Annotated in this window: 22 protein-coding genes; 9 read left to right on the top strand and 13 right to left on the bottom strand. The window is 61.5% G+C overall.

Annotation, left to right across the window (positions count from 1 at the left end; genetic code table 11):
- Window positions 1–6 precede the first annotated feature (6 nt).
- The 5 genes from AC2ETI_RS22430 to AC2ETI_RS22410 all read left to right on the top strand — a co-directional run bounded on the left by AC2ETI_RS22430 (window position 7) and on the right by AC2ETI_RS22410 (window position 4,171).
- Window positions 7–792 carry a class II aldolase/adducin family protein gene (locus tag AC2ETI_RS22430; protein WP_070385912.1) on the top strand — a complete coding sequence of 262 codons (786 nt, stop codon included), beginning with the start codon at window positions 7–9 and terminating at the stop codon, window positions 790–792.
- A gap of 150 nt (window positions 793–942) precedes the next feature.
- A complete protein-coding gene (locus AC2ETI_RS22425) occupies window positions 943–1,953 on the top strand; it encodes an NAD(P)/FAD-dependent oxidoreductase (RefSeq protein WP_483634410.1) in 1,011 nt (336 codons plus the stop codon).
- Window positions 1,954–1,956: 3 nt separating this feature from the next.
- Window positions 1,957–2,277 (top strand): DUF362 domain-containing protein, encoded by a 321-nt coding sequence (locus AC2ETI_RS22420; RefSeq protein WP_007731605.1) that lies wholly within the window; start codon window positions 1,957–1,959, stop codon window positions 2,275–2,277.
- Window positions 2,277–3,101: an alpha/beta fold hydrolase gene (locus tag AC2ETI_RS22415; protein ID WP_007731603.1), complete on the top strand. Its 825-nt coding sequence runs from the start codon at window positions 2,277–2,279 to the stop codon at window positions 3,099–3,101. The genes AC2ETI_RS22420 and AC2ETI_RS22415 overlap by 1 nt, the downstream gene beginning before the upstream one ends.
- Before the next feature lie 167 nt (window positions 3,102–3,268).
- Entirely contained in the window at window positions 3,269–4,171 is a 903-nt protein-coding gene (locus tag AC2ETI_RS22410; protein ID WP_007731601.1) for an IclR family transcriptional regulator, read from the top strand.
- 11 nt (window positions 4,172–4,182) lie between these two features.
- Here AC2ETI_RS22410 and AC2ETI_RS22405 read toward each other — a convergent pair whose 3' ends face one another.
- The 5 genes from AC2ETI_RS22405 to AC2ETI_RS22385 all read right to left on the bottom strand — a co-directional run bounded on the left by AC2ETI_RS22405 (window position 4,183) and on the right by AC2ETI_RS22385 (window position 10,965).
- A complete protein-coding gene (locus AC2ETI_RS22405; RefSeq protein WP_021342542.1) occupies window positions 4,183–5,706 on the bottom strand; it encodes an AMP-binding protein in 1,524 nt (507 codons plus the stop codon).
- A gap of 15 nt (window positions 5,707–5,721) precedes the next feature.
- Window positions 5,722–6,669: a quinone oxidoreductase family protein gene (locus tag AC2ETI_RS22400; RefSeq protein ID WP_021332885.1), complete on the bottom strand. Its 948-nt coding sequence runs from the start codon at window positions 6,667–6,669 to the stop codon at window positions 5,722–5,724.
- Window positions 6,670–6,719: 50 nt separating this feature from the next.
- Entirely contained in the window at window positions 6,720–9,056 is a 2,337-nt protein-coding gene (locus tag AC2ETI_RS22395; protein ID WP_483634409.1) for a CaiB/BaiF CoA-transferase family protein, read from the bottom strand.
- Window positions 9,057–9,175: 119 nt separating this feature from the next.
- On the bottom strand, window positions 9,176–10,147 hold the full coding sequence (locus AC2ETI_RS22390; RefSeq protein WP_483634408.1) for an ABC transporter substrate-binding protein: 972 nt from the start codon (window positions 10,145–10,147) through the stop codon (window positions 9,176–9,178).
- Between the two features lie 26 nt (window positions 10,148–10,173).
- Window positions 10,174–10,965, bottom strand: a complete 792-nt coding sequence (locus tag AC2ETI_RS22385; protein WP_020723626.1) for an enoyl-CoA hydratase/isomerase family protein — start codon at window positions 10,963–10,965, stop codon at window positions 10,174–10,176.
- Window positions 10,966–11,156: 191 nt separating this feature from the next.
- Between AC2ETI_RS22385 and tgt the strand changes: the two genes are divergently transcribed.
- Window positions 11,157–12,446 (top strand): tRNA guanosine(34) transglycosylase Tgt, encoded by a 1,290-nt coding sequence (gene tgt, locus AC2ETI_RS22380; RefSeq protein ID WP_483634407.1) that lies wholly within the window; start codon window positions 11,157–11,159, stop codon window positions 12,444–12,446.
- Here the strand turns inward: tgt and AC2ETI_RS22375 are convergent.
- The 3 genes from AC2ETI_RS22375 to AC2ETI_RS22365 form a co-directional block, all read right to left on the bottom strand.
- Window positions 12,437–13,171, bottom strand: coding sequence for a queuosine precursor transporter (locus AC2ETI_RS22375; RefSeq protein ID WP_019746509.1), 735 nt, complete (start codon window positions 13,169–13,171; stop codon window positions 12,437–12,439). The genes tgt and AC2ETI_RS22375 overlap by 10 nt on opposite strands.
- Window positions 13,172–13,288: 117 nt before the next feature.
- Window positions 13,289–14,233 carry a hypothetical protein gene (locus tag AC2ETI_RS22370; RefSeq protein ID WP_230091064.1) on the bottom strand — a complete coding sequence of 315 codons (945 nt, stop codon included), beginning with the start codon at window positions 14,231–14,233 and terminating at the stop codon, window positions 13,289–13,291.
- Between the two features lie 10 nt (window positions 14,234–14,243).
- A complete protein-coding gene (locus AC2ETI_RS22365; protein ID WP_020968189.1) occupies window positions 14,244–14,966 on the bottom strand; it encodes an RDD family protein in 723 nt (240 codons plus the stop codon).
- Window positions 14,967–15,096: 130 nt separating this feature from the next.
- Here AC2ETI_RS22365 and AC2ETI_RS22360 point away from each other — a divergent pair, with 130 nt between their 5' ends.
- Window positions 15,097–15,735 carry a DUF4190 domain-containing protein gene (locus tag AC2ETI_RS22360; protein WP_113683491.1) on the top strand — a complete coding sequence of 213 codons (639 nt, stop codon included), beginning with the start codon at window positions 15,097–15,099 and terminating at the stop codon, window positions 15,733–15,735.
- Between the two features lie 28 nt (window positions 15,736–15,763).
- Here AC2ETI_RS22360 and AC2ETI_RS22355 read toward each other — a convergent pair whose 3' ends face one another.
- From AC2ETI_RS22355 to AC2ETI_RS22335, 5 genes are all read right to left on the bottom strand, one after another.
- Window positions 15,764–16,504, bottom strand: a complete 741-nt coding sequence (locus AC2ETI_RS22355; protein WP_097387997.1) for an EAL domain-containing protein — start codon at window positions 16,502–16,504, stop codon at window positions 15,764–15,766.
- Window positions 16,505–16,759: 255 nt separating this feature from the next.
- Window positions 16,760–17,656 carry a tRNA glutamyl-Q(34) synthetase GluQRS gene (gene gluQRS / locus AC2ETI_RS22350; RefSeq protein WP_483634406.1) on the bottom strand — a complete coding sequence of 299 codons (897 nt, stop codon included), beginning with the start codon at window positions 17,654–17,656 and terminating at the stop codon, window positions 16,760–16,762.
- A gap of 1 nt (window position 17,657) precedes the next feature.
- Window positions 17,658–18,266 carry a TetR/AcrR family transcriptional regulator gene (locus AC2ETI_RS22345; RefSeq protein ID WP_019746515.1) on the bottom strand — a complete coding sequence of 203 codons (609 nt, stop codon included), beginning with the start codon at window positions 18,264–18,266 and terminating at the stop codon, window positions 17,658–17,660.
- 51 nt (window positions 18,267–18,317) lie between these two features.
- Entirely contained in the window at window positions 18,318–18,878 is a 561-nt protein-coding gene (locus tag AC2ETI_RS22340) for a TIGR03086 family metal-binding protein (protein ID WP_020968193.1), read from the bottom strand.
- A gap of 51 nt (window positions 18,879–18,929) precedes the next feature.
- A complete protein-coding gene (locus tag AC2ETI_RS22335) occupies window positions 18,930–19,997 on the bottom strand; it encodes an Lrp/AsnC family transcriptional regulator (RefSeq protein WP_225989443.1) in 1,068 nt (355 codons plus the stop codon).
- A 111-nt stretch (window positions 19,998–20,108) separates the two neighbouring features.
- Here AC2ETI_RS22335 and argE point away from each other — a divergent pair, with 111 nt between their 5' ends.
- Together argE and AC2ETI_RS22325 are read left to right on the top strand one after the other, a co-directional pair.
- Window positions 20,109–21,296 carry an acetylornithine deacetylase gene (gene argE, locus AC2ETI_RS22330; RefSeq protein WP_084325697.1) on the top strand — a complete coding sequence of 396 codons (1,188 nt, stop codon included), beginning with the start codon at window positions 20,109–20,111 and terminating at the stop codon, window positions 21,294–21,296.
- A gap of 26 nt (window positions 21,297–21,322) precedes the next feature.
- Window positions 21,323–22,612 carry an MFS transporter gene (locus AC2ETI_RS22325; protein ID WP_483634405.1) on the top strand — a complete coding sequence of 430 codons (1,290 nt, stop codon included), beginning with the start codon at window positions 21,323–21,325 and terminating at the stop codon, window positions 22,610–22,612.
- The last annotated feature ends 7 nt before the right edge of the window (window positions 22,613–22,619 follow it).

Here is a 22,619-nt window from a genome sequence, read left to right as displayed (position 1 = left end):
CGCAGCATGAATCACCCGCTGAGCATTGCCGAGCAGGCCGGAATTCCGGGACCGCCCGAGTTCACCGATATCGAGAGTGAGCGGCGTCGTCGCAAGACCGCTGTCATCGGCGGGTATCGGATTTTGTCGAAATTCGGTTTGGACGAGGGAATCTCGGGACATATCACCGCCCGAGACCCAGAGGATCCGGAGACTTTCTGGACTGCGCCGTTCGGGCGGCACTTCTCCCAGGTTCAGCCGGAGGAATTGCTGCATGTGGCGTCGGACGGCACGGTCATTTCCGGAGACGGACCGCTCAACCGAGCAGCGTTTGTCATCCACAGCAAGGTTCACGAGGCTCGTCCCGACGTCATCGGAGCTGTTCACGCTCACGGTTTGAACGGTAAGGCGTTCTCCTCGCTGCACACCCGCCTCACGCCGATCACTCAGGACGCGTGCGCCTTTCACGAGGATCACTCGATCTACGAGGAGTATCACGGGGTGGCGCTGGACGAAGAGGAGGGGATTCGCATCGCGGATGCCCTCGGATCGAACAAGGCCGTGATCCTCACCAACCACGGTCATCTGACCGTCGGAACTTCCGTGGAGAGCGCAGTGTGGTGGTATGTGTCGATGGAGCGGTCGATGCAGGCGGAGCTGACGGCGCGAGCCGCCGGTGATCCGGTTGTCCTGCACGAGAAGATCGCGGCGCAGACCTACGAGGCAGTCGGCACCGAGAAGGTGGGGTGGTTTGCGTACTCGACCATCATCCAGAAGATCGCAGCAGACGAACCCGAGGTATTCGCGCACTGAATTCTTCGCGCACTGAATTCTTGCGAGCATTGGGCCCGTAGACCGAGAGGTCGGCGGGCCCTTTTCGTGGTGTCCCGCAACTGTTACCGAGGTCTGTTGAGCGGACCGGTTTCATTTGCGGGAGTCCGTCAGCGCAATACCGTATCGAGCGTGAACACAACGTCTTCCACGGCGACCGACAACGAGATCGGCGTCGATATTCTGATCATTGGTGCTGGCCCCGCCGGGCTATACGGCGCGTACTACGCAGGCTTCCGCGGCCTCTCGGTTGCCGTGATCGATGCCCTTGCGGAACCGGGGGGACAGGTTAGTGCGATGTACCCGGAGAAGGCGATCCTCGACATCGCAGGATTCCCTTCGGTCAAGGGACGCAACCTGATCGAGGGTTTGATGGCGCAGGCTGCCCCGTTCGATCCGGTGTACCTTCTGGGCATGCAGGCTCGTGAGCTGTCGCATGACGACGACGGCCGGGTGCGGATCACCACCAGCACGGGCCAGGTCGTGGTGGCCGGCGCGGTTGTCATCACCGGCGGCATCGGAACCTTCACCCCGCGTCCGTTGGCGAAGGGTTCGGAGTTCATGGATCGGGGGCTGAGTTACTTCGTCCCGGATTTGTCGGCGCACACCGGGAAAGACGTTGTCATCGTCGGTGGCGGCGACAGCGCGTTCGACTGGGCCGTTCACCTGGAACCGATTGCCAAGTCCGTCACCCTGGTTCACCGGCGAGATCGTTTCCGCGCGCACAAATCCACAGTCGCCAAGGTGCAGGAAAGCAGTGTCCAGGTTCTCGTCAACGCCGATGTCTCGGCGGTACGTGGAAACGGGTGGATCGGCGAGGTCGACATCACCCACAAACAAGACAAGAGCACGTCCACGCTGCCCGCTCAATCCGTCATCGCTGCATTGGGATTCACGGCCGACCTCGGTCCGATGATGGAGTGGGGAATCGAGATCGACAGTCGCCACATCGCGGTGAACACACGGATGGAGACGAATGTTCCGCGTGTGTATGCCGCCGGGGACATCACGGACTATCACGGCAAGGTCCGCTTGATCGCCGTCGGTTTCGGCGAGGCCGCGACTGCGGTGAACAACGCTGCGGCAGTGCTGGATCCGGAAGCAGAAATCTTCCCTGGACACTCCACCGAACAGGAGAGCTAGGCAATGGCATTTGTCATCGGTGAAGCATGCATCGACTACACGGACCGATCGTGCATGGAAGAATGCCCCGTGGATTGCATCTACGAGGGTGATCGCAAGCTCTACATCAACCCGAACGAATGCATCGATTGCGGCGCTTGCGAATTGGCCTGCCCGGTGGAGGCGATCACCGTCGACCGGAAAGCAGACCCGGATTTCAAGGAAGACAACAAGCGCTTCTTCCTCGAGGTCTTGCCTACCCGTAGCGAGCCCGTCGGAAATCCGGGTGGTTCGGCAAAGATCGACATCGTCGGCGTCGATACCCCGATGGTTGCGGCGTTCTGATGGCTGGCGGCCTGCAACTCGGATACGTGGATTCGTCTTTCGGGCAATTGCATTACGCGCAGCAAGGTTCTGGTGAGGCGATTCTCCTGCTTCATCAGGCGCCCCGGTCGTGGGACGAGTTCCGCGAGTTCATTCCACTCCTTGCCGACGACTTCCGCGTTGTCGCGATGGACATGCCGGGGTACGGCAACAGTGCTCCGGTGCCCGGCCCGCAGACCATCGAGACCTATGCGCGAGGCGCGTGGGAATTGCTCGACACCCTGGGCGTCGATCGAGTCACGGTCATCGGTCACCACACCGGTGCGGCAGTGGCGCTCGAGATGGCGGCATCACGCCCCGAGAGGGTGCACGCTGCCGTGCTCTCGTCGTGCCCGTGGACCGACCGCAACTACCGCGAGGGGCACTCGGGACCCGGTGGGATCGACTGCGTCGACCGGGCCGCAGACGGTAGCCATCTCACCAGGCTGTGGGAGATGCGTCGCCCCTACTACCCCGAACCAGGCACCGCACTGCTCGACAGGTTCATCCGAGACGCGCTTGCCTACCGGGTAGATCCGGCGGAGGGGCACAAAGCCTGCGCCCGCTACGTCATGGAGGCGAGAGTCGGTTCGGTGACTGCGCCGGTTTTGCTGATCGGCGCGCAGAAGGATCCCTTCTCGATGCCTAACATTGCGCCGTTGCGTGCACACCTGACGGGTGCGGCAGTGGTGGAAACGGAGATCGTCGAATCGGGGACCGTCGCACTCGTCGAGGAGCACGCTCCGCAGATTGCATCCGCCGTCCGCATGTTTCTGGAGAATTACGCAGGTAGGCGCCCCGTGTAAACTCTGCGGGACGGGTTCACTGAGCGGACCGTGTGGCGTGCGTCTCATCGTGTCGTCACCATAGTGTCAGTCTCGAAGCACCTGCACCTAACGAGGGCCCCGACCGATCTCGGTCGTTGTGGCACTCGGTCTCGGCAGGCTGTCACAGATCGTTCAGGAGGACACTCATGGCCGCTCCACAACAATCCGTCGGGTTCGGATCCGTACTACCCATCGCGTCGGAAACGACCGCTGCATCGCAGCCTGCAGGTGAACTGTCCTCGGTCCTGGGCAAGGCTCGAATGATCTTGGACGCTTTCGACACCGACCACAGTGACCTGTCTCTGACGGAGCTCACCCGGCGCAGTGGGGTCGCGAAAGCGACGGTTCACCGGTTGGCCGGCGAGCTGGTCGAGTGGGGATTGCTCGAGCGCGCGGGTACCAAGTACCGGCTCGGCCTGCGATTGTTCGAGCTGGGCCAATTGGTGCCGCGTCAGCGGATTCTGCGCGACGCGGCGCTGCCGTACATGGAGGACCTACTGCTGGCGACGCAGGAGACGGTTCACTTTGCGGTTCGTGACGGCATCGACGTCCTCTACATCGAGAAGATCATCGGACACCGCGGGCTCAATCAGCAGTCGCGGGTGGCCGGTCGGCTCCCGCTGTACTGCACCGCCACCGGCAAGATCATCCTTGCCTTCTCCCCGCAATCGGTCTTCGACGAGGTAGTCGAGCAGGGTTTCACCGCCTTGACCAGTCGAACGACGATGTCCGTCAGCGTGCTGCGCCAGCAAACCGAGCGGATGCGTAAGGAACAACTCGCGGTGGAGGTCGAGGAGACACGGCTCGGGTACATGAGCGTCGCAGTGCCGGTGTTCAGCGGCCCGCGCACTCTGGCCGGCGCGTTGTCTGTGACAGCGCCGACGGCTCGCCTCAACGTCAGCCGCATCACCGGGGCCCTGCGCACTGCCGGCGCCGGAATCACCCGAAAACTTCATGCCATGAAGTGCACACATTCGCCGAGCGACCCGCTGGCTCTGCGCACGATCTGCAGTCCGGTGATGTGTTCGTTCAACGGTTGCGGCAAGTAGCGAGGCGCGGTCTATCGCCGGGCGCGGAACACGCTCTTCTCGCAGTCCCAGGTGTGTGGGCCGACGCCCCTCTCACGTAGCACTGCTTTCTGTACCTTGCCGGTTTCGGTGAGTGGCAACGTGTCCACGACGTCGATGTACCGGGGAAGTGCAAAGTACGGCAGCTGTTGCTGGGAGAACTCCAGAATCGAAATGGGGTCGAAAGATACTCCGGGGCGCAGTATTACAGTTGCCATGACGTCGTCCTCGGCCAGATCCGACGGTACCGGGAAGACGGCAACCTGACCGACCGACGGATGCAACGCCAGAACGGTTTCCACTTCGGCCCCGGAAATATTTTCACCGCGGCGCCGAATCACGTCTTTGATGCGATCGACAAATCGGAACCAGCCGTCTGCTTCCCGAATCACCCTGTCACCGGTCTGTATCCAACTCTCCGTCGCCGGAATCTCCTCGCCCAGATAGCCCAGTGAACAGGCGCCGGGGATCGTGCTGCGGACCACCAGTTCGCCGGGCTCCCCGTCTGCGGCAGCAGTACCGTCGTTGACGACTGCGGCGTCGTAGCCACTCATCACCCGCCCCATGTACCCGGCCCGCCGATCTCCCGGAAGTGTGCCGATCACGAGATTGGTTTCGGTACTTCCGAATCCGTCCACGAGTTCTACACCGAATCTCTGGGCAAACGGTTCGATCAGATGAGCCGGCGTTGCGGGGGCAAGTGCCACGTGGACGCTGTGCTGTCGGTCTTGCGGCGATGGGTCCGCGTTCATCAACATGGCCACCATCGCACCCAGCAGGTAGTCGACAGTTGCGCCGATCTCGCGAACTTCGCGCCAATGATTGCGGACCGAAAAGCGTTGTCCCAGGAAAAAAGTAGACCCGGCCCAAAGGGACTGAACAAAGGCATTGAGAGCATTGGTGTGAAACAGCGGCAGGCAGTTGTACAGCACATCGTCCCCGGTGAGCCCGAGTGAGGCGCCGACGCCTTTGCCCCACTGCAGGAACTGCGCGTGCGGGCATCGGACGCCTCGGGGCAGACCGGTGGTGCCGGAGGTGAAGAGTATCGCGGCCAGGTCGAGCGGATCGAGGGTCTCGGGCTCACAGCCCGGATGCGAACCGGCAGTGGGGACGCACTGTTCACCCATGACCCACACGGTGCCGTCGAATCCGGCTACAGCGCCTGAGTATTCGGGTGAAACCAGGATCCGTTGTACACCAGCCTGTTCGAGTGCGCTGGCAACACTGTCGGCTCGGAGGGCCGTATTGAGTGGGACGACAACCGCACCGATCCACGCGCATCCGAGAACAAGGTCTGCCAGTTCGATCCTGTTGCCGGACAGTGCCGCCACGCGCTCCCCACGGCCGACACCGTGATTACGGAGATCCGCCCCCATCGACGCTGCACGATCCCGCAATTCGCGGTAGGTGACCGTGATCCCGTCGACGACGAGCGCCGGGTGCTCCGGACGCTCCAAAGCTCGCCTCCGGATCAAATCCGGAAGCGAGCGCGGAATGGCATGTGCGTCGTGGGGCATGGGTAATTGTATCCCTCAGGGTACGACGACGGCCCGGCCGGCAACTTTGCCCTCACCCATCAACTGCAGTGCCGTTGCGATGTCATCCAGCGGAAACTCCTGCACTGCAACGGAAATCTTGCCTTCGATGAGCAGCCGGATCATTTCAGGTGCCAGTTCGGCTTGCCGGGCAGTCTTGCGAATCATGTTGACGGGCAGGATCCGGACATCGCTGAGCAACCAGTTCGGCAAGTCCAGGGTGAGGCTCTTACCCAAGGTATATCCGATCAGGGCAGCCCGGCCACCGGGGATAACACTCGCCAGAAGGTGCGGCAAGCCGTCGCCGCCAAGCGTGTCGATCACGGCGTCGACGGAAGGCTCGGATCCCAGCACCCCGGCAAGTTCGTCGCCTTGCCCGACGACGGGACGCACACCCTCCGGAAGCAAGGCGGCCTGATCTTCGCGCGGTACAACACCGATTACCTCGGACGCTCCGGCAAGCAGAGCGAACTGTGCTGCCATCGATCCGACAGCGCCGGATGCTCCGGCGACAACAACTCGTTCGCCGGGAGCGACGGCTGCAATGTCGTTGACGGCAACATAGCCGGTTGTGCTGGGCAGGAAGAAGGTTGCGGCGACGGCCGGCGACAGTGCGGGATCAAAGGGTGTGAACGCCTTGTCTGCCGCTACCAGATACTCAGCCCAGCAACCGTTCTTGAACAGGCCGACTCCGCCGCCTCGGACCAGAAGGCGGGTGCCAGGCTCATAGGTGTCGGATTCGATTACCGTCGCCGCTCCGTCTGTTCCACCGATATGTGGCAGGTTCGGCTTGACTCCGAAGTTTCCGCTCGCGACGGTGATGTCGAGATGGCCGAGCGCGGCAGCGTCGATGCGCACGAGCGTCTGACCGGATTCACGTGTGGGAATGTCGATGTCGTCGATGACCGGTGAAGTGCCGAACTGATGGAGTCGGGCCGCGCGCATTGTGTCTCCTAGGAGCGATCTGTGAATGGATGTACTGAATATGAGTGCGGTCAGGACAGGATCGACTGGTCGCGAAGTCCGGCGATCAGTTCGTCGCTGTATCCGAGCACCGACTCGAGGACGTCGTCGGTGTCCGCGCCCAGCACCGGCGCAGCGCGTCGGATCGAGCCGGGTTCGGAGTTCCGGCGAACGGGGATGCCTTCGTGGAGGAATGTTCCGGCGAGGGGATGTTCCTGTGCCGAATAGAAACTGCGTGCCCGAAGATGTGGATCGCTCTCGACCAGGTCGCGTCCGTCCTGGACGGTGCCGGCCGTGATACCCGCCGATTGCAAGCGTTCCATGACGGTTTCGGGTGACAGAGTCCTGGTCCAGTCGGCGATGGCGTCGTCGATACGTTCGTGATCGGCTTGGCGGCTTTCTGCACTCGCGAAGTCAGGATTGCCGATCCATTTCTCTGCTTCGATGATGCGGCACAATGCATTCCATTCCGTGGTATCGCGAACGGCAATCGAGCACCACCGGTCGCTGCCGAGGCACGGGTACACGCCGTGTGGTGCCAGTTCGTGATGGCTGTTGCCGATCGGATCGGGGGACTGTGACCGGGCGGCTCGGAGAACGCTGGTACCCATGTGCGCTGCCATGGCTTCGAGTTGTGACAGGTCTACGTGCTGTCCCCGGCCGGTCCGGTCGCGGTAGTCGAGGGCTGCCAGCATCGCGACGCCGGCTTGCAGTCCGGCGACGATGTCGCCATGGCCGTAGATGACTCCGACAACGTCATCGGCGTTCCGGCCGGTCAGTGCGGTCAGACCGGTACTTGCCGAAACGATGTCGGCATACGACACCCAGTCCTTGCGAGGACCGGTGTGACCCATCCCGGACATCGACACGTAGATGATGTCCGGGTTGAGCTCCCGGAGTTGTTCGTAGCCGAGCCCCATCTTGTCCATGACCGACGAGCTGAAATTCTCGACCACGACGTCGGAGTTCCTGATCAGGTCGCGCAGTACCGAAAGGCCCTCTGCGGATCGGGTATCGAGTGTGATGCTGCGCTTGTTGCGGTTGACGTCGTTGAAGTACCCGCTGGTGTTCGGATTGTCGTGCGGTCCTCGCGAGAGATGCATGAACGGTGCAAAGCGAGTCGGGTCCGGGCGTCCGATCGATTCGACCTTGATGACATCGGCACCGTGGTCGGCAAGGATTCTGGTGCCGTACGGGCCCGCCAACACCCACGTGAGATCCAGGACGCGGACACCTTCGAGGCTGGGCGTGCTGCCACCGCTGAACTCGTGGGTTTCGTTCACTGCCACAGGCGAGGTGGCCTTCAAGAGTTCCTGATGCTGGCCCAACCGGGCAGCCTCGAGCGTTCCGATGCGCCGGCCTTCGGGGAAAGCGAAGCCGAACCCGAGATCGCGGTAGGTACCGTGATCTCCGGTCACGTCGGTGAAGAAGTCCCGGTCGTTGAGTTGCGGGTTACGCAGCAGTTCTTCGGGCCGGTCGACCGCTGCCCACGGCAACTTGCGTGACTGCGCGCTGACCGCGAATTCTTCCTTCGGCCACTTCGCGATGAAGGCGGACAGAACGTCGAAAATGTGTTCCTGATGCGTCTTTCGGTAGACCGCGTCGGACCACTCCGGTTGATCGAGATCGTCCTGAGCATCGTTGTCGATCAGCCAGGCCAACATGCCGTCCCACATGCGGGGGCTACCGCCGAGGCCGCCACCGACATAACCGTCGGCGGCCTGGAACAGTCCGTGCGGAACGAGCGGATGTACCCGGCCCGGACGCGGTGGTACGCGGTCCTCGTGAATGTAGGCAAGAGTGCCCGCTTCCAGCGCGGCGGCAACACATTCCTGAGCGCTGATCTCCAGCAACGGGTTGTGGCCCTTGGATCGCGAACGCAGTCCGAGAAGCACGCCGATTGCGGCATTGATTCCGGCGAGCTGCTCAGCCTGGAGTTCGGGGAGCAGCAGTGGAGGGTGCTCGGGATCGCCGACCTGGGCCATCATCCCGCCGAGTGCCGCGACGGTCAGATTTGTTGCCTTCCAGTCACTTCGCGGTCCGGTTGTGCCGAAGGGTGTCACTCGTACGTGAACGAGAGATCCTCGGTTGTCGCGTAGAGCGCCGGTCGCGCTGCCGTCGAGCAGGACGTCGGCACTGCGCAGCAGTGCTTCGAAAGCGAGGCGATCGTTGCTGTCGTCGATATCGAGGACAACGGACTTCTTGCCCGCATGCCAATGCAAGTACGAATCACCCTGGGACTCGGTGCGACTGGGGTCACCGGTGGGTGGTTCTACCAGAATGACCTCGAAACCCAGCCCGACCAGGATGCGCCCGGCGAATCGCGCAAACGGACTGGAAATCTCTACGACCCGTACCGGGGGATGCACCACAACTACTCCGTTTCAATCGAAAGATATCGCCGAACCGACTGGTGTCGAACGTAGTTCTGCGGGCCGGTGGGCGACATGATTTCGGTCTGCCCACCGGACCCGTTCTCACTCTCCGCTCAGGCGGCGTTCTGCTCGAACCATCCCGAGAGGAGGACAGCGGACGGATCGATGTCCGCGGAGATCTTGCCCTGCTCGCGGAAGAATGCAACAAGTTCGTTTGCGCGCTCCACGCCGTCCTCGGTGAATCCGCGTCCACCGAAATCGATTTGGGTCACCCGGTCTGCGGCCTCGGCCGGGTCCATCTGGATAGACGCGGCAATTGCGGTTGCAGCCCGATCCGGATCCGAGTTCACGATTGCCGACGCTTCCGAGATCACCTTGAACACCTTGCCTGCGGTTTCTTCGTTCGCGGACAACCAGTTGTCCGAAGTGATGATCCATTGGGCGTACTTGGCGCCGAAGTCGCCGGTCGTGGCAACAACGCGCCCGCCGGTATTGACACTCTGCGTCACCCAGGGGTCGAAGGACAGGAAGCCGTCGATGTCACCGCGCGCCAGCAAAGCAGGCTGTTCGGGCGGGCTTGTGCTCACGAGTGTGACCGTCGTGGGGTCGATGCCGAGACTGGCCAGGTACTGGTTCGTGAAGTAGAGGCCGATGCCGGGGAAGACGCCCATGGTCTTGATCGACTTCGGCTCGACGCCATTCCTCAGTACAACCTGGAAGTATCGGTCGGATTCCTGAAATACGCCCAGCGCCCGCAGGCTCGGATTGGCGGCCATGACGGACAGTGCTGTCGAGTCGGCATTGCCGGAGAGTTCCGAAGTTCCGGCTACGACGTTCTGGGCGCCCGCCGCCCCGCCTTCCGTCTGGATGACCTGGACGTCGAGGCCGGCGGCCTCGAACATGCCCTCGTGGTCGGCCAGGAAAATCGGGGCGTACGACGGGTCTACACCCACCGCGATCCGTACCAGGCCACCACTTTCCGCGGAGTTGTCGGTAGCGGGCCGGGTGCATCCGCTGACCGCGATCGTCAGGGCGGCGAGAGAAGCGACTGCGCCCACCCATTTCTTCTGAAATTTGTTGAGCATGATGGCCTCTCGGTAAATGGGAGCTGTCAGCGTCCCGTGAAGGTGGGGGACCGCTTGTCGAGGAATGACTGAAGTCCCTCAGCAGCGTCGTCCGTCTTGATCAGGTCGAGCACTGCCTCGAATTCGAGATCCAGCGCTTGATCGAGCGGCAACGACATGCCCTCGTCGACAATGCGTTTGATCATTCCGATGGTGGCAGTGGGTTTCGTCGCGAGTTCGCGTGCGAGGTCAGCGCAATGCGCATCGAGGTCGGCGTCCGCAACGACGGTGTCGACCAGGCCGATATCGAGTGCATGCTCGGCGCTGAGGCGCTTGCCTTCGATCATGAGCACTTTGGCTCGGTGAGCGCCGATGAGGCGTGGAAGTCGCTGGCTGCCACCGGCACCCGGAAAAAGCCCAAGTCCGATCTCGGGGAAGCCGATGGTCGCCGACTGCGCCATGATGCGGAAGTCGCAGGCCAACGTCAGTTCTGCTCCGCCGCCGAGTGCGTGCCCGTTGATCTTCGCGACGACAGGTTTGGGAGCCGACTCGAGGATCCGCTGTACGTCGACCCACGGGCGCATCGCGCGCTGAGTTTCTTCCGTCAGCTCGCGCATCACGGTGATGTCCGCACCGGCGACGAAGAACCGTCCAGTGCCCGTCACGACAATGACGCGGACGGTCTGGTCCGACGCGAGTACCGGCAGTATCTCCAGAAGCTCGGCGATCATGCTGGGGTTGAATGCGTTGGCTGGAGGTTTGTCGATAGTCACGGTGGCAATCGAGTCTGTGACGTCGACGGTGACGAAGTTGTAGGTCTGGCCGGTCTGTCTCGTCAAGTGAGCTCCTGTCAGCGGGCTGGCGGGGTAAACCGGTCGAGCCGGGGGATGTGTAGTGGGAAGTATGGTGGGGACCCTCACGCGGCGGTACCGCTCGGGTTCGGTCAGTAGACCAATGCGGATGCTGATCGCGTAGGAACTTTCTTCGCTGTGATCACGGCGATATTTACTCCTGTGACAGGATTGAGCCCGTGACTTCTGCAGTACCGACACCGCCCGCGCCCTCCGTCGACAAGCGTCCCGAGTCGATTTTCACCATTGGGACCAGGCTCGAGAACCGGCTCGGACGCACCGGCACCATCCACACACCGCACGGCGATATCGCCACGCCGTCGTTCGTGGCCGTCGGAACCAAGGCCACGGTCAAGGCCGTGCTGCCCGAGTCCATGAAGGAACTCGGTGCGCAGTCGTTGCTCGCTAATGCGTACCACCTGTACCTGCAGCCGGGACCCGACATCGTCGACGAGGCGGGCGGGTTGGGCAAGTTCATGAACTGGGACGGGCCCACCTTCACCGACAGCGGTGGCTTCCAAGTCATGTCGCTTGGTGTCGGGTTCAAGAAGGTGCTCGCGATGGAGGCCGTCGGTGTGCAGTCCGACGACGTCATCGCGAAGGGCAAAGAGCGTCTCGCGACGGTCGACGACGAGGGCGTGACGTTCAAATCGCACCTCGACGGCAGTAAGCATCGCTTCACTCCCGAGGTGTCGATGCAGATCCAGCATCAGCTCGGCGCCGACATCATGTTCGCGTTCGACGAGCTCACTACGCTGCTCAACACCCGCGGCTATCAGGAGCGATCGGTCGAGCGCACGCAGGCGTGGGCGATCCGCTGCATCAACGAGCACGAGAAGCTCACCGCCGAACGCGCCGAGAAGCCCTACCAGGCACTCTTCGGCGTGATCCAAGGCGCGCAGTACGAGGATCTGCGTCGTCAGGCCTGCCGTGGCCTCGAGTCGATCGAAGGCGAGAACGGATACGGCTTCGACGGTTACGGCATCGGCGGTGCCTTGGAGAAGCAGAACCTCGGCACGATCGTGCGCTGGTGCAACGAGGAACTACCCGAGAACAAGCCGCGTCATATGCTCGGCATCAGTGAACCGGACGACTTCTTCGTCGCAATCGAGAACGGCGCGGACACTTTCGACTGCGTCAACCCGTCGCGTGTTGCTCGCAATGCTGCGATTTACGTCCGCTCCGGCAGGTTCAACATCAACACCAGCCGATTCCGTCGTGACTTCACGCCTATCGACGACGAGTGCGACTGCTACACGTGCGCCAATTACACCCGCGCGTACATCCATCACCTCTTCAAGGCGAAGGAAATGCTCGCGTCGACGCTGTGCACGATCCACAACGAGCGATTCACCGTGAAGTTGGTCGACGACATCCGAGCCAGCATCGAAGGCGGATACTTCCACGACTTCAAAGCGGACATGCTCGGAAAGTTCTATGCGGCGAAGACGCCTGCACCTCAGACGTAGGTCGGTTCGCGCTTCTTCACGTAGGCGATGACGCGGTAGGTGATCGGCATGACCAGAACCTCGACAAGCGTCTTCCACAGGAAGCCGACCAGCACGTAGTTGATGAAGTCTTCCCACGTACTGATGCCGATGACACCGGCTGCGATGGAACAGAAGATGAGGGTGTCGGCGAATTCGCCGACGACGGTCGAGCCGATCAGCCGCGCCCACAGGTGCTTCTCCTGCATGCGCTTTTTCATCATGACCAGGACCAGGGAGTTCAGCAGCTGGCCGACGAGGTAGGCGGCCAAGCCTGCGACCAGCAGCCGGGGAATGACGCCGACCACGGTTTCGAGGGCGGCCTGGTTCTCGTAGAACTCTGCCGACGGGAGTTGCACAGCGATCCAGAAGCACGCGGCGGCAAGAATCAGTGCGCCGAAGCCCAGGTAGATCGCGCGTCGGGTCGCCTTGAAGCCGTACACCTCGCTGAGTACGTCACCGAGGACGTAGGCAAGCGGGAACAAGAAGAATCCACCATCGGTGATGATGGGCAGAATCTGCAAGGGACCGAGCGAGAAGTCGGAATCCGCAAAGAAGGCGACCCCCTTGGTCGCCGCCACGTTCGAGATCAGCAGCGTTGCGGTGAAGAGCGCGACGATTGTCGGGTAATAACCCCGGCTGACGTGCGCAAATTTGGTTTCGTGGGTCGATTCGTCTTGCTGATCCTGAGCTGTCACGTCCGTCATCCAAGCACCACAAGGCGCTCGGAGGCGAGTTGGCGACCGTCCAGTTGCGCAGAACACACCGAAGGCCCTGCGGTTTCACGTGGAACCGCAGGGCCTTCGGTGATGCAAACGAACTGATCAGGCAGCTACATGGCCGCCGGTCAGCACGCGGTATGCGTAGGTACTGGCGATCAGCGCGACGGGCGCCGTCACGAGAAGACCGATTCCGCACAGCAGTGCGCCGATGATGTTGATACCGATCAGAGCGAGCGCCAGCAGGATCAACGTTCCGACGTTCGACGAGGTCAACGCGTAGCTCGATTTGATGCCCGAAATCGCATCCTGATTCTTGTCCACGATGAAGGTCAGCGTGTAGTAGAGCAGGAACGCCGCGATGATGCCGGGAATGATGCACAGAACCAAACCGACATAGGTGGCGACGGCGACAAGGAAACCGCCGAGAACAACTGCACCGATGTTCGTGAATTGGAAGAAGGTGCCGAAAGCCGGCTTGATTCCGTCCAATTCGCTCAATGCTCCACGAAGGAATGCGGCTTGGATGATGTAGCCGACGATTGCGGTGACCAATCCACCCACGATCGACAGCGCGCTGAATTCGGTATTGGTGTAGTCGAAGCCGTTGAAAGCGCCCTGGATGAGTCCGGCGATCAGAAAAGCGATGATCGAGATCCCGATCCAGACCAGTGCGTTGTCTTTGAACTTGTTCCAGCCGTAGGTAATTGCCGCACCCACAGAAAGCTGGGGGGCGCCGAAGCCTGCGCCGTAGTCATTCGGGGGCGGAGGCGGGAAGTTGCCACCACCGGGAGGAGGCGGGTACCCACCGGGAGGCGGGTAGTTTCCGCCGGGAGGGGGATAGCTTCCACCCTGCGGGGGTGGAGGGAAGTTGCCCTGTGGGGGCGGCGGGTAGCCGCCGGGCGGGGGATAACTTCCACCCTGCGGAGGACCGGCCGGTGGAGGAAAACTCCCCGGAGGGGGTGTTCCCTGCTGGCCGTACGGATCCTGGGGTGGGAATTGCTTCCCGTCTTCTGGGTTCTGGTTGGGGTCTTGCCCACCGGTTGTCATATATGTCTACCTAACCCTTGACTACCTGAGTCCCACCAGCGAGCTCGTCATGCTTGCCCTGCTTGGTGGGGCTGTTGTTGATGGTGACCGCGATGACGATGTAGGCGACCAGCGCGAGGATTCCGCCGATGATCGGAATGATCGAGAGCAACGTGAAGGCGTTGCGAATCGCAGACTGCTGGACGGAGGGGCGAGGTGCGCCGCCCGGACCGTGCACTGAAAGGCCCAGAATCATCTTTCCCAAAGTCCGACCCTGCGTTACTTCCATTGCGATGAAGTAAGCGAAGGTCAGAATTCCCGAGAACAGTCCCGAGATCAGAATCAAGCTGTCGGAGTCACTGACCAAGAGAGCCAGAATCGCGGCGATGATGCCGACGATGATTCCGTCGATGATGCGGGCGCCGAGTCGAATCCACAGATCACCCGGCTGAGCACCCGAGGGCAGTCGATTTCCTCCGCCGTACGCACCTTGGTCGTTGAACTGCGGAGGCGGCGGGAAGTTGCCGCCCTGCGGAGGCGGCGGGTATCCACCGGGCGGCGGGTAGTTGCCACCCTGAGGGGGCGGGAAGTTCCCGCCCTGTGGAGGAGGCGGGTAGCTACCGCCCTGCGGGGGGCCTGCGGGAGGTGGGTAACTTCCGGGAGGAGGTGTTCCCTGCTGGCCATATGGATCCTGGGGTGGGAATTGCTTCCCTCCTTCTGGATTCTGGTTGGGGTCGTACCCGCCGGTTGTCATGTGTTCCCCTCAGTCGTAAATATCGCGCTCGAGTGTGACAGTGGATATGACCCTACTGGGATCAAAGAGCGATGTGGATGACATCTGCTCACTTGGATTCGGAGGTCACCTGTGGTTTAGGCTGCGTTGTATGACGAGTTCTGGGGGCAACAACGACGATTCTTCGAGCGATTACCAGGCAAAACCTGGATACGGAGAATTTCCGAGCCTGCCGCCCGAGGGGTACGGCGTGTCCCCATCCGAAACGCAGTCTTCACCTGAAGTTCCCGGATATACCACTCCCAACGAGCAGTACCCGGGTTATCCGCCGCCGTCGTACAACCCGACCGGTAATACGCCTCAGCCGGGTGGAATTGGTGAACCCAATCCATACTTGCCGCCGCCGAATCAATATCAGCCGAATCAATATCAGCAACCCGGACAATACGGACAAGCTCAATACGGACAGCCCCAATACGGTCAACCGCCGAATGCGTACGGTCAACCGAACCAATTCGCTGGTGGATACATCCCGCCGATGCAGCCAGTCGGCACCAATGGTCTCGCAATTGCGTCGTTGGTGGTATCGCTTGCAGGCGGTTGTTTCTACAGTCTCGGCGGAATCATCGGAATCATTTTGGGAATTGTCGCGCTCAATCAGATCAAGCAGACAGGTCAAGAGGGACGCGGGCTTGCGATAGCCGGAATTGCGGTCGGAGCAACCTTCTTGGCCATTTTTGCCGTGATTCTCGTGGTCGCACTCATAGCGAGCGCATCGTCGTCGTACTGAAGTGGCGTCGTACTGAAGTGGCTGGCGCTCACACGGGAGTGACTATGGACGACGCAGGAAGTGGCTTCCCGAAGTAATAGCCCTGGCCCATGTCGCAGCCGGCTCGCAAGACGTTGGCTGCGTGTTCCGCGGTTTCGACGCCCTCGGCGATCGAATCAAGCCCGAGCTTCCGCGCGATGTCGGCGATTGACTCCATGACCATGAAGGCGCGGTCTCCAGCACGACCCGCTGCGCTGACGGCCCAGGTCAAGGATTGGTCGACCTTGAGAATGTCGAGCGGCAATTCCGACAACGCGGAGAAAGACGCGAAGCCCGCCCCGAAATCATCCAGCGCGATTCGAATTCCCTCGTTATGCAAGACGTGAAGGGTCTCGGCGGCATGCCGACCCACGACGCCGAGTTCGGTGACTTCCACGATGATTCTGCTCAGTGGGGTTTCTGAACTGTCCAGCGCTCCGAGGATCTCGTGAGCGGCGTGCGGGGTAGCGAGTTGGCGAGGTGAAAAGTTGACCGCGACCATCATGTGCTCAGGCCACGACGCTGTTTGGGCACAGATCATGTCCAGAGCCTGCAGCCCGATGGGAATGATGAGCCCAGAGGATTCGGCGGAGCGCATGAAATCTTGGGGTTCGATCAACCCTCGAAGCGGATGGCGCCACCGCAGAAGTGCTTCATAGCTGATAATTGCTGACGAGTTCAGATTTACCTGGGGTTGATACAACACCTCGAATTGATGGTCGTCGAGTGCCTCGCGAAGCTCGCGGACCATGCGTATTCCTTTTCGTCCTGAGTCGCCCGTGCCGCACGTGCGTGTCAGCGTGGATGCTGCAAGTGGGTACTGCGGTCGGATCCCAGGTTCAGATCCCGGGCGTAGTTTTGCAGGGACTACTCGCCCTGAATTTCCTTCGCCAGTCTTGACCGTACTTCACTAATCGAGAATTGCCAACGAATAGCTATTGCGGACGGCTTTGTCATATCGGACAATCGAGCTTTTGTCCCGACGAGGTGTCGATTGAAACTTCACTTACTTCGCCGGGAAAATCCACGGGGTTCGGGGGATCTTGCGAGAGTCGAATCGATCCGCCAATTGGGGTGGTGTGACAACTTCGCCGGGTTCAGCGAGACCGATGCTCGACGCGATCATTGTCAGGACCTGTTCGGCACTGCGTCCGGCCTCGAGTTGATCGGCCAGAGTCACTGCGCCGTCGCGCTTCGCGAGTCGTTTGCCTTCACTGTTCAACGCGAGAGGAACGTGGGCGTACGACGGCGGTTCGATGTCGAGCAGTTGAGCAAGGTGCGCCTGACGCGGCGCCGAGGTCAGGAGGTCGTCGCCGCGGACCACTTGATCGATGTTCTGCGCACCGTCGTCGACGACAACGGCGAGGTTGTAGGCGGGTACGCCGTCTCCGCGGAGCAAGACGACGTCGTCGACTTGCCCCGTCACCTCGCCGAACAGTTCGTCGTGCACGGTGAACGAATCGATGTCGGCCCGTAGCCTCAGCGCGGGGGATCGGCCGCTTGCCGATTTCTCGGCGCGTTCGGCCTTCGACAGGTTCCGGCACGTGCCGGGGTAGGCGCCGTCTGGAGCATGGGGAGCGGACGGTGCCTGCAGGATCTCCTTGCGTGTGCAGAAGCAGGGATAGGTCAGGTGGCGCTCGCGTAATAGCTCGATAGCGTTGTGGTACAAGGGAAGACGGTGCGACTGCAATACGACTGGGCCGTCCCATGTGAGGCCGAGCCTGCGCAGATCGTCGAGTTGTCGTTCCATCGCGCCGGGTCGGAGACGGTCGAGATCCTCGACTCGAATGAGGAAGTCGCGACCGCTGGTGCGGGCGAACAGCCAGGCCAAGAGGGCGGTACGGAGGTTTCCCAGATGGAGATCGCCGGACGGGCTCGGCGCGAAGCGCCCTGCTCCTGCCACGTCAGCTGGCGAGCCCGACGGAGGCGAGCGGGTTCTCGGCGTCGTGCAGGGTGAGGCGGATCTGGGTTTCCAAAGCGTGATCGAGGTACTGCGGCGGATACATGGCGGGGCTTCCGAGTGCGTCGAGGGCCAATCCATTGACGGTTGAAAGTAGAAGTGCCGCTCTGGTTTCCGCTTCCGGAGTTCCGATCCCGATCAGAACTGTCGAGATGCCGGTGCGGATTGTGAACAGGGTTGTCCGGCGAATTTCGGAGAGTGACTCACTGGTTGCGGCGCGCACGGCAAACGCGGCGAGCACATGCGCCTCACGCGTGCGTTGCTCGTCGAGGGGCAGGAGTTGCGAGAGCGCCTGGAACAGGGCGGTATGCGGGTCCGCGTCGGCGGACGATTCGGCCAGTCGCGTCAACAATCGATCGACGAGTGTTCGCAGTGCGAATGCAAACATCTCGTCCTTGGTCGAGAAATGATGTTGCACTGCGCCGATCGAGACGCCCGCCCGTTTTGCGACCTCGCGAACGCTGGCATTTTCCAGTCCGGATTCCGCGGCGACATCGAACAATGCCGCCGCAAGCAGGTCTGGACTCGTGGAAGATTTTCGGCGTTCCGGCATACCGCGACATTACATGTGTATGGAAGTAATGCCCACGTCAGGGGTACTTTTTCACGCCTTCCGGCCGAGGAAGGCAAGGAGTTTCGTCGCTTTGTCAGCGTTGTCCGGAACCTGTATTTCCGGGCCGCACACACCGCTCATGCGGATCGACTCGCCGAGGCCCGCGGCGATCTCCGACACCCACTCCACGTCCGTGTCACGCATCGTCGTATCGGTGCCGGTCGCGGCTGCGAGATCCCAACCGTGGATGACCAGATCGAAACACAAGAACCCCTCGACCGTGGCCCCGAGGTTGGTCCGGCCGAAGTGCCCGTCGTATTCGAGGGTGGACTTTGCCGGATCGTCCAGAATGGCCTGCATCGAATCTCGGACGGCCGCCCAGGCTGCCGACGGGTCGTCGTCGACCGACGGACCGGGTGCCAATTCCAGGCCGACTACCTTGACCATGTCTCGTTCGCTGTCGAGCACGTGTCTCACCACGTCGCGGGCGGTCCAGCCCTCGCAGGGGGAATCGTTGTCCCAGCGGTCGGCGGGTACGGCGTCGATCCGCGCCGTGAATCCGGCGGCCAGATCCCGATAACGCTGGGCGGGGGAGATCTCTGTTGAAGTCATGACAGCAATCCTTCTCCACCGCGGCGCGTCATGATTGATTATTTCGGACATTCACTCGATCTCCGGGGCTTCCGCCCAGATGTCCATCGGTACGACCCCGGCGCTCTTGCCTTCGTCATCGAGAAGTCGGCCCACCCTCTTCATCGATCGCAGCACCACTGACCTGTTCAGCACCACCAGGCCCGGTGCCTCTTGTGCGAGTTGTACTTCGGTAATGGGAGTTTCGCGAAGGGAGTGTGCGGCGATCGCGAGCAGTGTGTTGGCGCGTCCACCGGATATCCGCATGCACACTCGTGTTCCAGGCACTCGCTCCACCAGAGCACGAATCGTCGACCGGTCCGTGGGATCGACATATCCCCACACCCAGGTCACGAGGGGCCAGCCGGACAGCGGTAGAGACACGTCGCAGCGGAACACGATTTGGTTGCGCGACGTCAGTTCGGCAAGTCGCCGCCTGACCGTACTTTCGCTGAGGCCGGTACCGACCGTGAGCTCGGCAATCGAGGATCGACCGTCCTCGCCCAGCTTCAAGATCAATTGACGGTCGACCGCGTCGAAAGTCTTCCCGTGATGGCGCTGATCCGTCGGAGCATATTTGTAGCGCACAGGCCGGTCTGTCATCACCGCCCGCTGCGTGGCATCGAGTACCTGCAATTTCCAGTCGTCTCCGATCGCGAAGACCTCGGTGACGAGGTGTGCACGCGAACTGACGATCCCGGGCACCGACGCGAGTGAGCGAAGCAGGAAACGCGACAGGAAAGCCATGTCTCTGACCTCGACGAGAAGAGTCAAGTCGCCTGGGCCGCTTGTGTGTTCGACGCTCAGAACCTGCGGCCAGCGGGCAAGACGTTCCGCAATCGCCAATGCGTTCGAAGTCGTACAGTCGACTTCCACGAAAGCCAGACACGATTCCGGACGGCCGTGGCCGGTTGCCCTCGCGGAGACCCAGGCGGTGCCGGAGTCCTGTAGCCGTTGCCAGCGGCGCGCGACGGTAACCGGATCAACTTTGAGCGCGTCACCAACCGTGCGCCACGACGCTCGCGGGTCGAGTTGCAGGCAATTGATCAGGGCGAGGTCGACGTCGTCGAGCACGGCGGAATCCTGCGTTTCTTCGATCATGTTGCAAGTATCGTGCATCTTCATTGTGTCTGGGATCACTTCATTCATGCTCGAAGGGCAGAACGCGGTGGCAAGTGCCCACCGCGTTCGTGCTGTGAAAGGAGAACCCAGATGTCGTCCACCACGTTGTCCGCTGTTCCAACCGAGAGAAGTCTCGACTGGGTGCAGCGCCTCATCGGAATCGATACGACGAGTGCCGTGAGCAATCGACCGTTGATCGATCTCATCGCCGCGGAACTACGTCGCCACGGGGTCGAGCCGATACTCGTTTCCGACGACGAGGGTTCCAAGCTGAACCTGTTGGCAACATTCACGCCTCCTGACGGAAGCACTGCCGGTGGAGTGATGTTTTCCGGCCATACAGATGTAGTGCCGGTCGACGATCAAGACTGGAGCAGCCACCCTTTCACTCCCGAAATTCGCGACGGAAGTCTGTACGGACGCGGCACGTGCGACATGAAGTCGTTCATCGGGATCGTTGTCGCGGCGATCCCCGACATCGTTGCTCGGCCGCTGGCGAAGCCGATTCACTTTGCATTCTCCTACGACGAGGAAGTCGGCTGCATCGGTGCGGCCGGGTTGGTCGAGGAGGTTGTTTCCCGGAACCTGCGCCCTGATGTGTGCGTCGTCGGAGAGCCGTCGGAGATGCGGGTCATTCGCGCACACAAGTCGATGAATGTCATACGTGTTGATCTGCATGGTGTTTCGGCGCACTCGTCGCTTACTCCGCAAGGAGTCAACGCGATCGAATACGGCGCGGAGTTGATTCGATTCGTCAGAAGCGCGGCCGACGAGCTCCGTGCGTCCGGCCCGTACGACGACGCATTCGACGTGGCCTGGACGACGTGTTCGGTCAATCTCGTATCCGGCGGGATCGCAGTGAACACTGTCCCCGAGGATTGCTCCATCACTTTCGAATTCAGGAGCATCAGCTCAGCTGGCGCCGCAGATTTGCTCGAACGCTTTGCCGCCGAGGCGAATCGGATCGAAAACCTGATGCAGGAAGAAAACCCGTCAGCCTCCGTGACGATGCACGTGTCGGCCTCGGTTCCTCCCCTGGAGACGGATGCGAATGCTTCGGCGGCCGCACTGGTCGAACAATGGGGTGGTCGGTCCTCGGACGAAAAGGTCGCGTACGCCACCGAGGCCGGGATGTTCGCGAGTATCGGTGTCCCCACTGTTGTGTGTGGGCCGGGAAGCATCACTCAGGCGCATGCACCTGACGAGTACGTGACACTTGACCAATTGGCACAGTGCGAGCAGTTCGTTCGGAACGTCATCGCTCACGCCCGCGCCTGACCCACCCTCACCCCCTAAGGAAAACCATGTCCACGGCAACTACGCCAACCTCCGGAGCAGTCACCCCGGAACGCCTGGCCGCTGCTCGCAAGGCGGTGATCAGCAGTTCGCTCGGCGCTGCGCTCGAATGGTTCGACGTCATCGTCTACGCATCATTTGCAGTGGTCATCGCCCATAACTTCTTTCCCGGCGGCGACAACACTCTCGGCTTGATACTGACGTTCGCGACGTTCGCGATCTCATACGTCATCCGGCCGCTTGGCGGGATGGTTCTCGGAAGCTATGCCGACCGTCGCGGGCGCAAGAACGCCTTGACGTTGACGATGATGCTGATGATGATCGGCACGCTCATCATGGCCGTGGCGCCGACGACCTCGATGATCGGGCCGTGGGCCGGCGTCGTCATCCTGGTTTCGCGACTCATTCAAGGATTCTCCGCAGGCGGTGAATTCGGTACTGCTACAACCTTCCTCGTGGAAACTGCACCGCACAAGAAGGCGTTCTACTCTTCCTGGCAGGTTGCCAGCCAGGGTGCTTCGGTTTTCCTGGCATCGTTGTTCGGATACGTGCTCAATACCCATCTCTCGCATGAAGCGCTCTACTCGTGGGGCTGGCGCGTTCCGTTCTTCTTCGGCATCATCGTCGGGCCGGTCGGTCTCTACATCCGCGCCAAGCTCGATGAAACGGACGATTTCAAGACGAGCGTTCCGGAAAAAGCCCCACTGAAGACGACGCTGACCAGGCATCTCGGCCGGGTGCTTACCGGCGCCGCAGTAGTCGGCGTCGCGACGATCTCGATCTACCTCATCTTGTACATGCCGACGTTTGCCGTGAAGAACCTCGGAGTATCCGCCTCTGCCGGCTACCTCGGCGGAATCGTCGCCGGACTGGTCACCTTGATCACCGTGCCGTTGATCGGTCATCTTGCCGATCGGGTCGGACCTGCGAGAGTTATGACCTGGGCCGCCGTTGCGGCAATCGTCCTGGCCTGGCCGCTCTTCAAACTGATGGTCGATCACCCCTCGACTCTGACGCTCGTCCTGGTTGTTTCGGCTCTGGGCGTCATCATGGCGTTTGCCTTCGGCCCCTTGCCTGCCTTGATGAGTTCGCTGTTCCCGGCGGAGATCCGGGCTACCGGGATGTCTTTGTCGTACAACCTCGGCGTGACTTTGCTCGGCGGAATCGCGCCGTTGATCTTGACCTGGTTGATCAGTACAACAGGCTCGCTCGACGCTCCGAGCTACTACTACATGACGGTCGCAGTGCTCTCCCTCGGCGGGCTGTGGTCTGCCAGGACGCTTTTCAGTCAGAAGTGACGGCGGG

This window comes from Rhodococcus sp. MurmanLake-1 (genome assembly GCF_056945715.1).
The sequence above is the reverse complement of the archived record's forward strand: the minus strand, read 5'-3'. Positions and strand labels throughout refer to the sequence as shown.

Excerpts from the sequence above, each read along its gene's own strand:
- AC2ETI_RS22375 (WP_019746509.1), bottom strand. The coding sequence starts at position 13,171 with ATGACGGACGTGACAGCTCAGGATCAGCAAGACGAATCGACCCACGAA.
- AC2ETI_RS22370 (WP_230091064.1), bottom strand. The coding sequence starts at position 14,233 with ATGACAACCGGTGGGCAAGACCCCAACCAGAACCCAGAAGACGGGAAG.
- AC2ETI_RS22335 (WP_225989443.1), bottom strand. The coding sequence starts at position 19,997 with ATGATCGAAGAAACGCAGGATTCCGCCGTGCTCGACGACGTCGACCTC.
- AC2ETI_RS22360 (WP_113683491.1), top strand. The coding sequence starts at position 15,097 with ATGACGAGTTCTGGGGGCAACAACGACGATTCTTCGAGCGATTACCAG.
- AC2ETI_RS22415 (WP_007731603.1), top strand. The coding sequence starts at position 2,277 with ATGGCTGGCGGCCTGCAACTCGGATACGTGGATTCGTCTTTCGGGCAA.
- AC2ETI_RS22420 (WP_007731605.1), top strand. The coding sequence starts at position 1,957 with ATGGCATTTGTCATCGGTGAAGCATGCATCGACTACACGGACCGATCG.
- AC2ETI_RS22355 (WP_097387997.1), bottom strand. The coding sequence starts at position 16,504 with ATGGTCCGCGAGCTTCGCGAGGCACTCGACGACCATCAATTCGAGGTG.
- AC2ETI_RS22340 (WP_020968193.1), bottom strand. The coding sequence starts at position 18,878 with ATGACTTCAACAGAGATCTCCCCCGCCCAGCGTTATCGGGATCTGGCC.
- AC2ETI_RS22365 (WP_020968189.1), bottom strand. The coding sequence starts at position 14,966 with ATGACAACCGGCGGGTACGACCCCAACCAGAATCCAGAAGGAGGGAAG.
- AC2ETI_RS22410 (WP_007731601.1), top strand. The coding sequence starts at position 3,269 with ATGGCCGCTCCACAACAATCCGTCGGGTTCGGATCCGTACTACCCATC.
- AC2ETI_RS22405 (WP_021342542.1), bottom strand. The coding sequence starts at position 5,706 with ATGCCCCACGACGCACATGCCATTCCGCGCTCGCTTCCGGATTTGATC.
- AC2ETI_RS22345 (WP_019746515.1), bottom strand. The coding sequence starts at position 18,266 with ATGCCGGAACGCCGAAAATCTTCCACGAGTCCAGACCTGCTTGCGGCG.
- argE (WP_084325697.1), top strand. The coding sequence starts at position 20,109 with ATGTCGTCCACCACGTTGTCCGCTGTTCCAACCGAGAGAAGTCTCGAC.
- AC2ETI_RS22430 (WP_070385912.1), top strand. The coding sequence starts at position 7 with ATGAATCACCCGCTGAGCATTGCCGAGCAGGCCGGAATTCCGGGACCG.
- AC2ETI_RS22390 (WP_483634408.1), bottom strand. The coding sequence starts at position 10,147 with ATGCTCAACAAATTTCAGAAGAAATGGGTGGGCGCAGTCGCTTCTCTC.
- AC2ETI_RS22325 (WP_483634405.1), top strand. The coding sequence starts at position 21,323 with ATGTCCACGGCAACTACGCCAACCTCCGGAGCAGTCACCCCGGAACGC.
- AC2ETI_RS22400 (WP_021332885.1), bottom strand. The coding sequence starts at position 6,669 with ATGCGCGCGGCCCGACTCCATCAGTTCGGCACTTCACCGGTCATCGAC.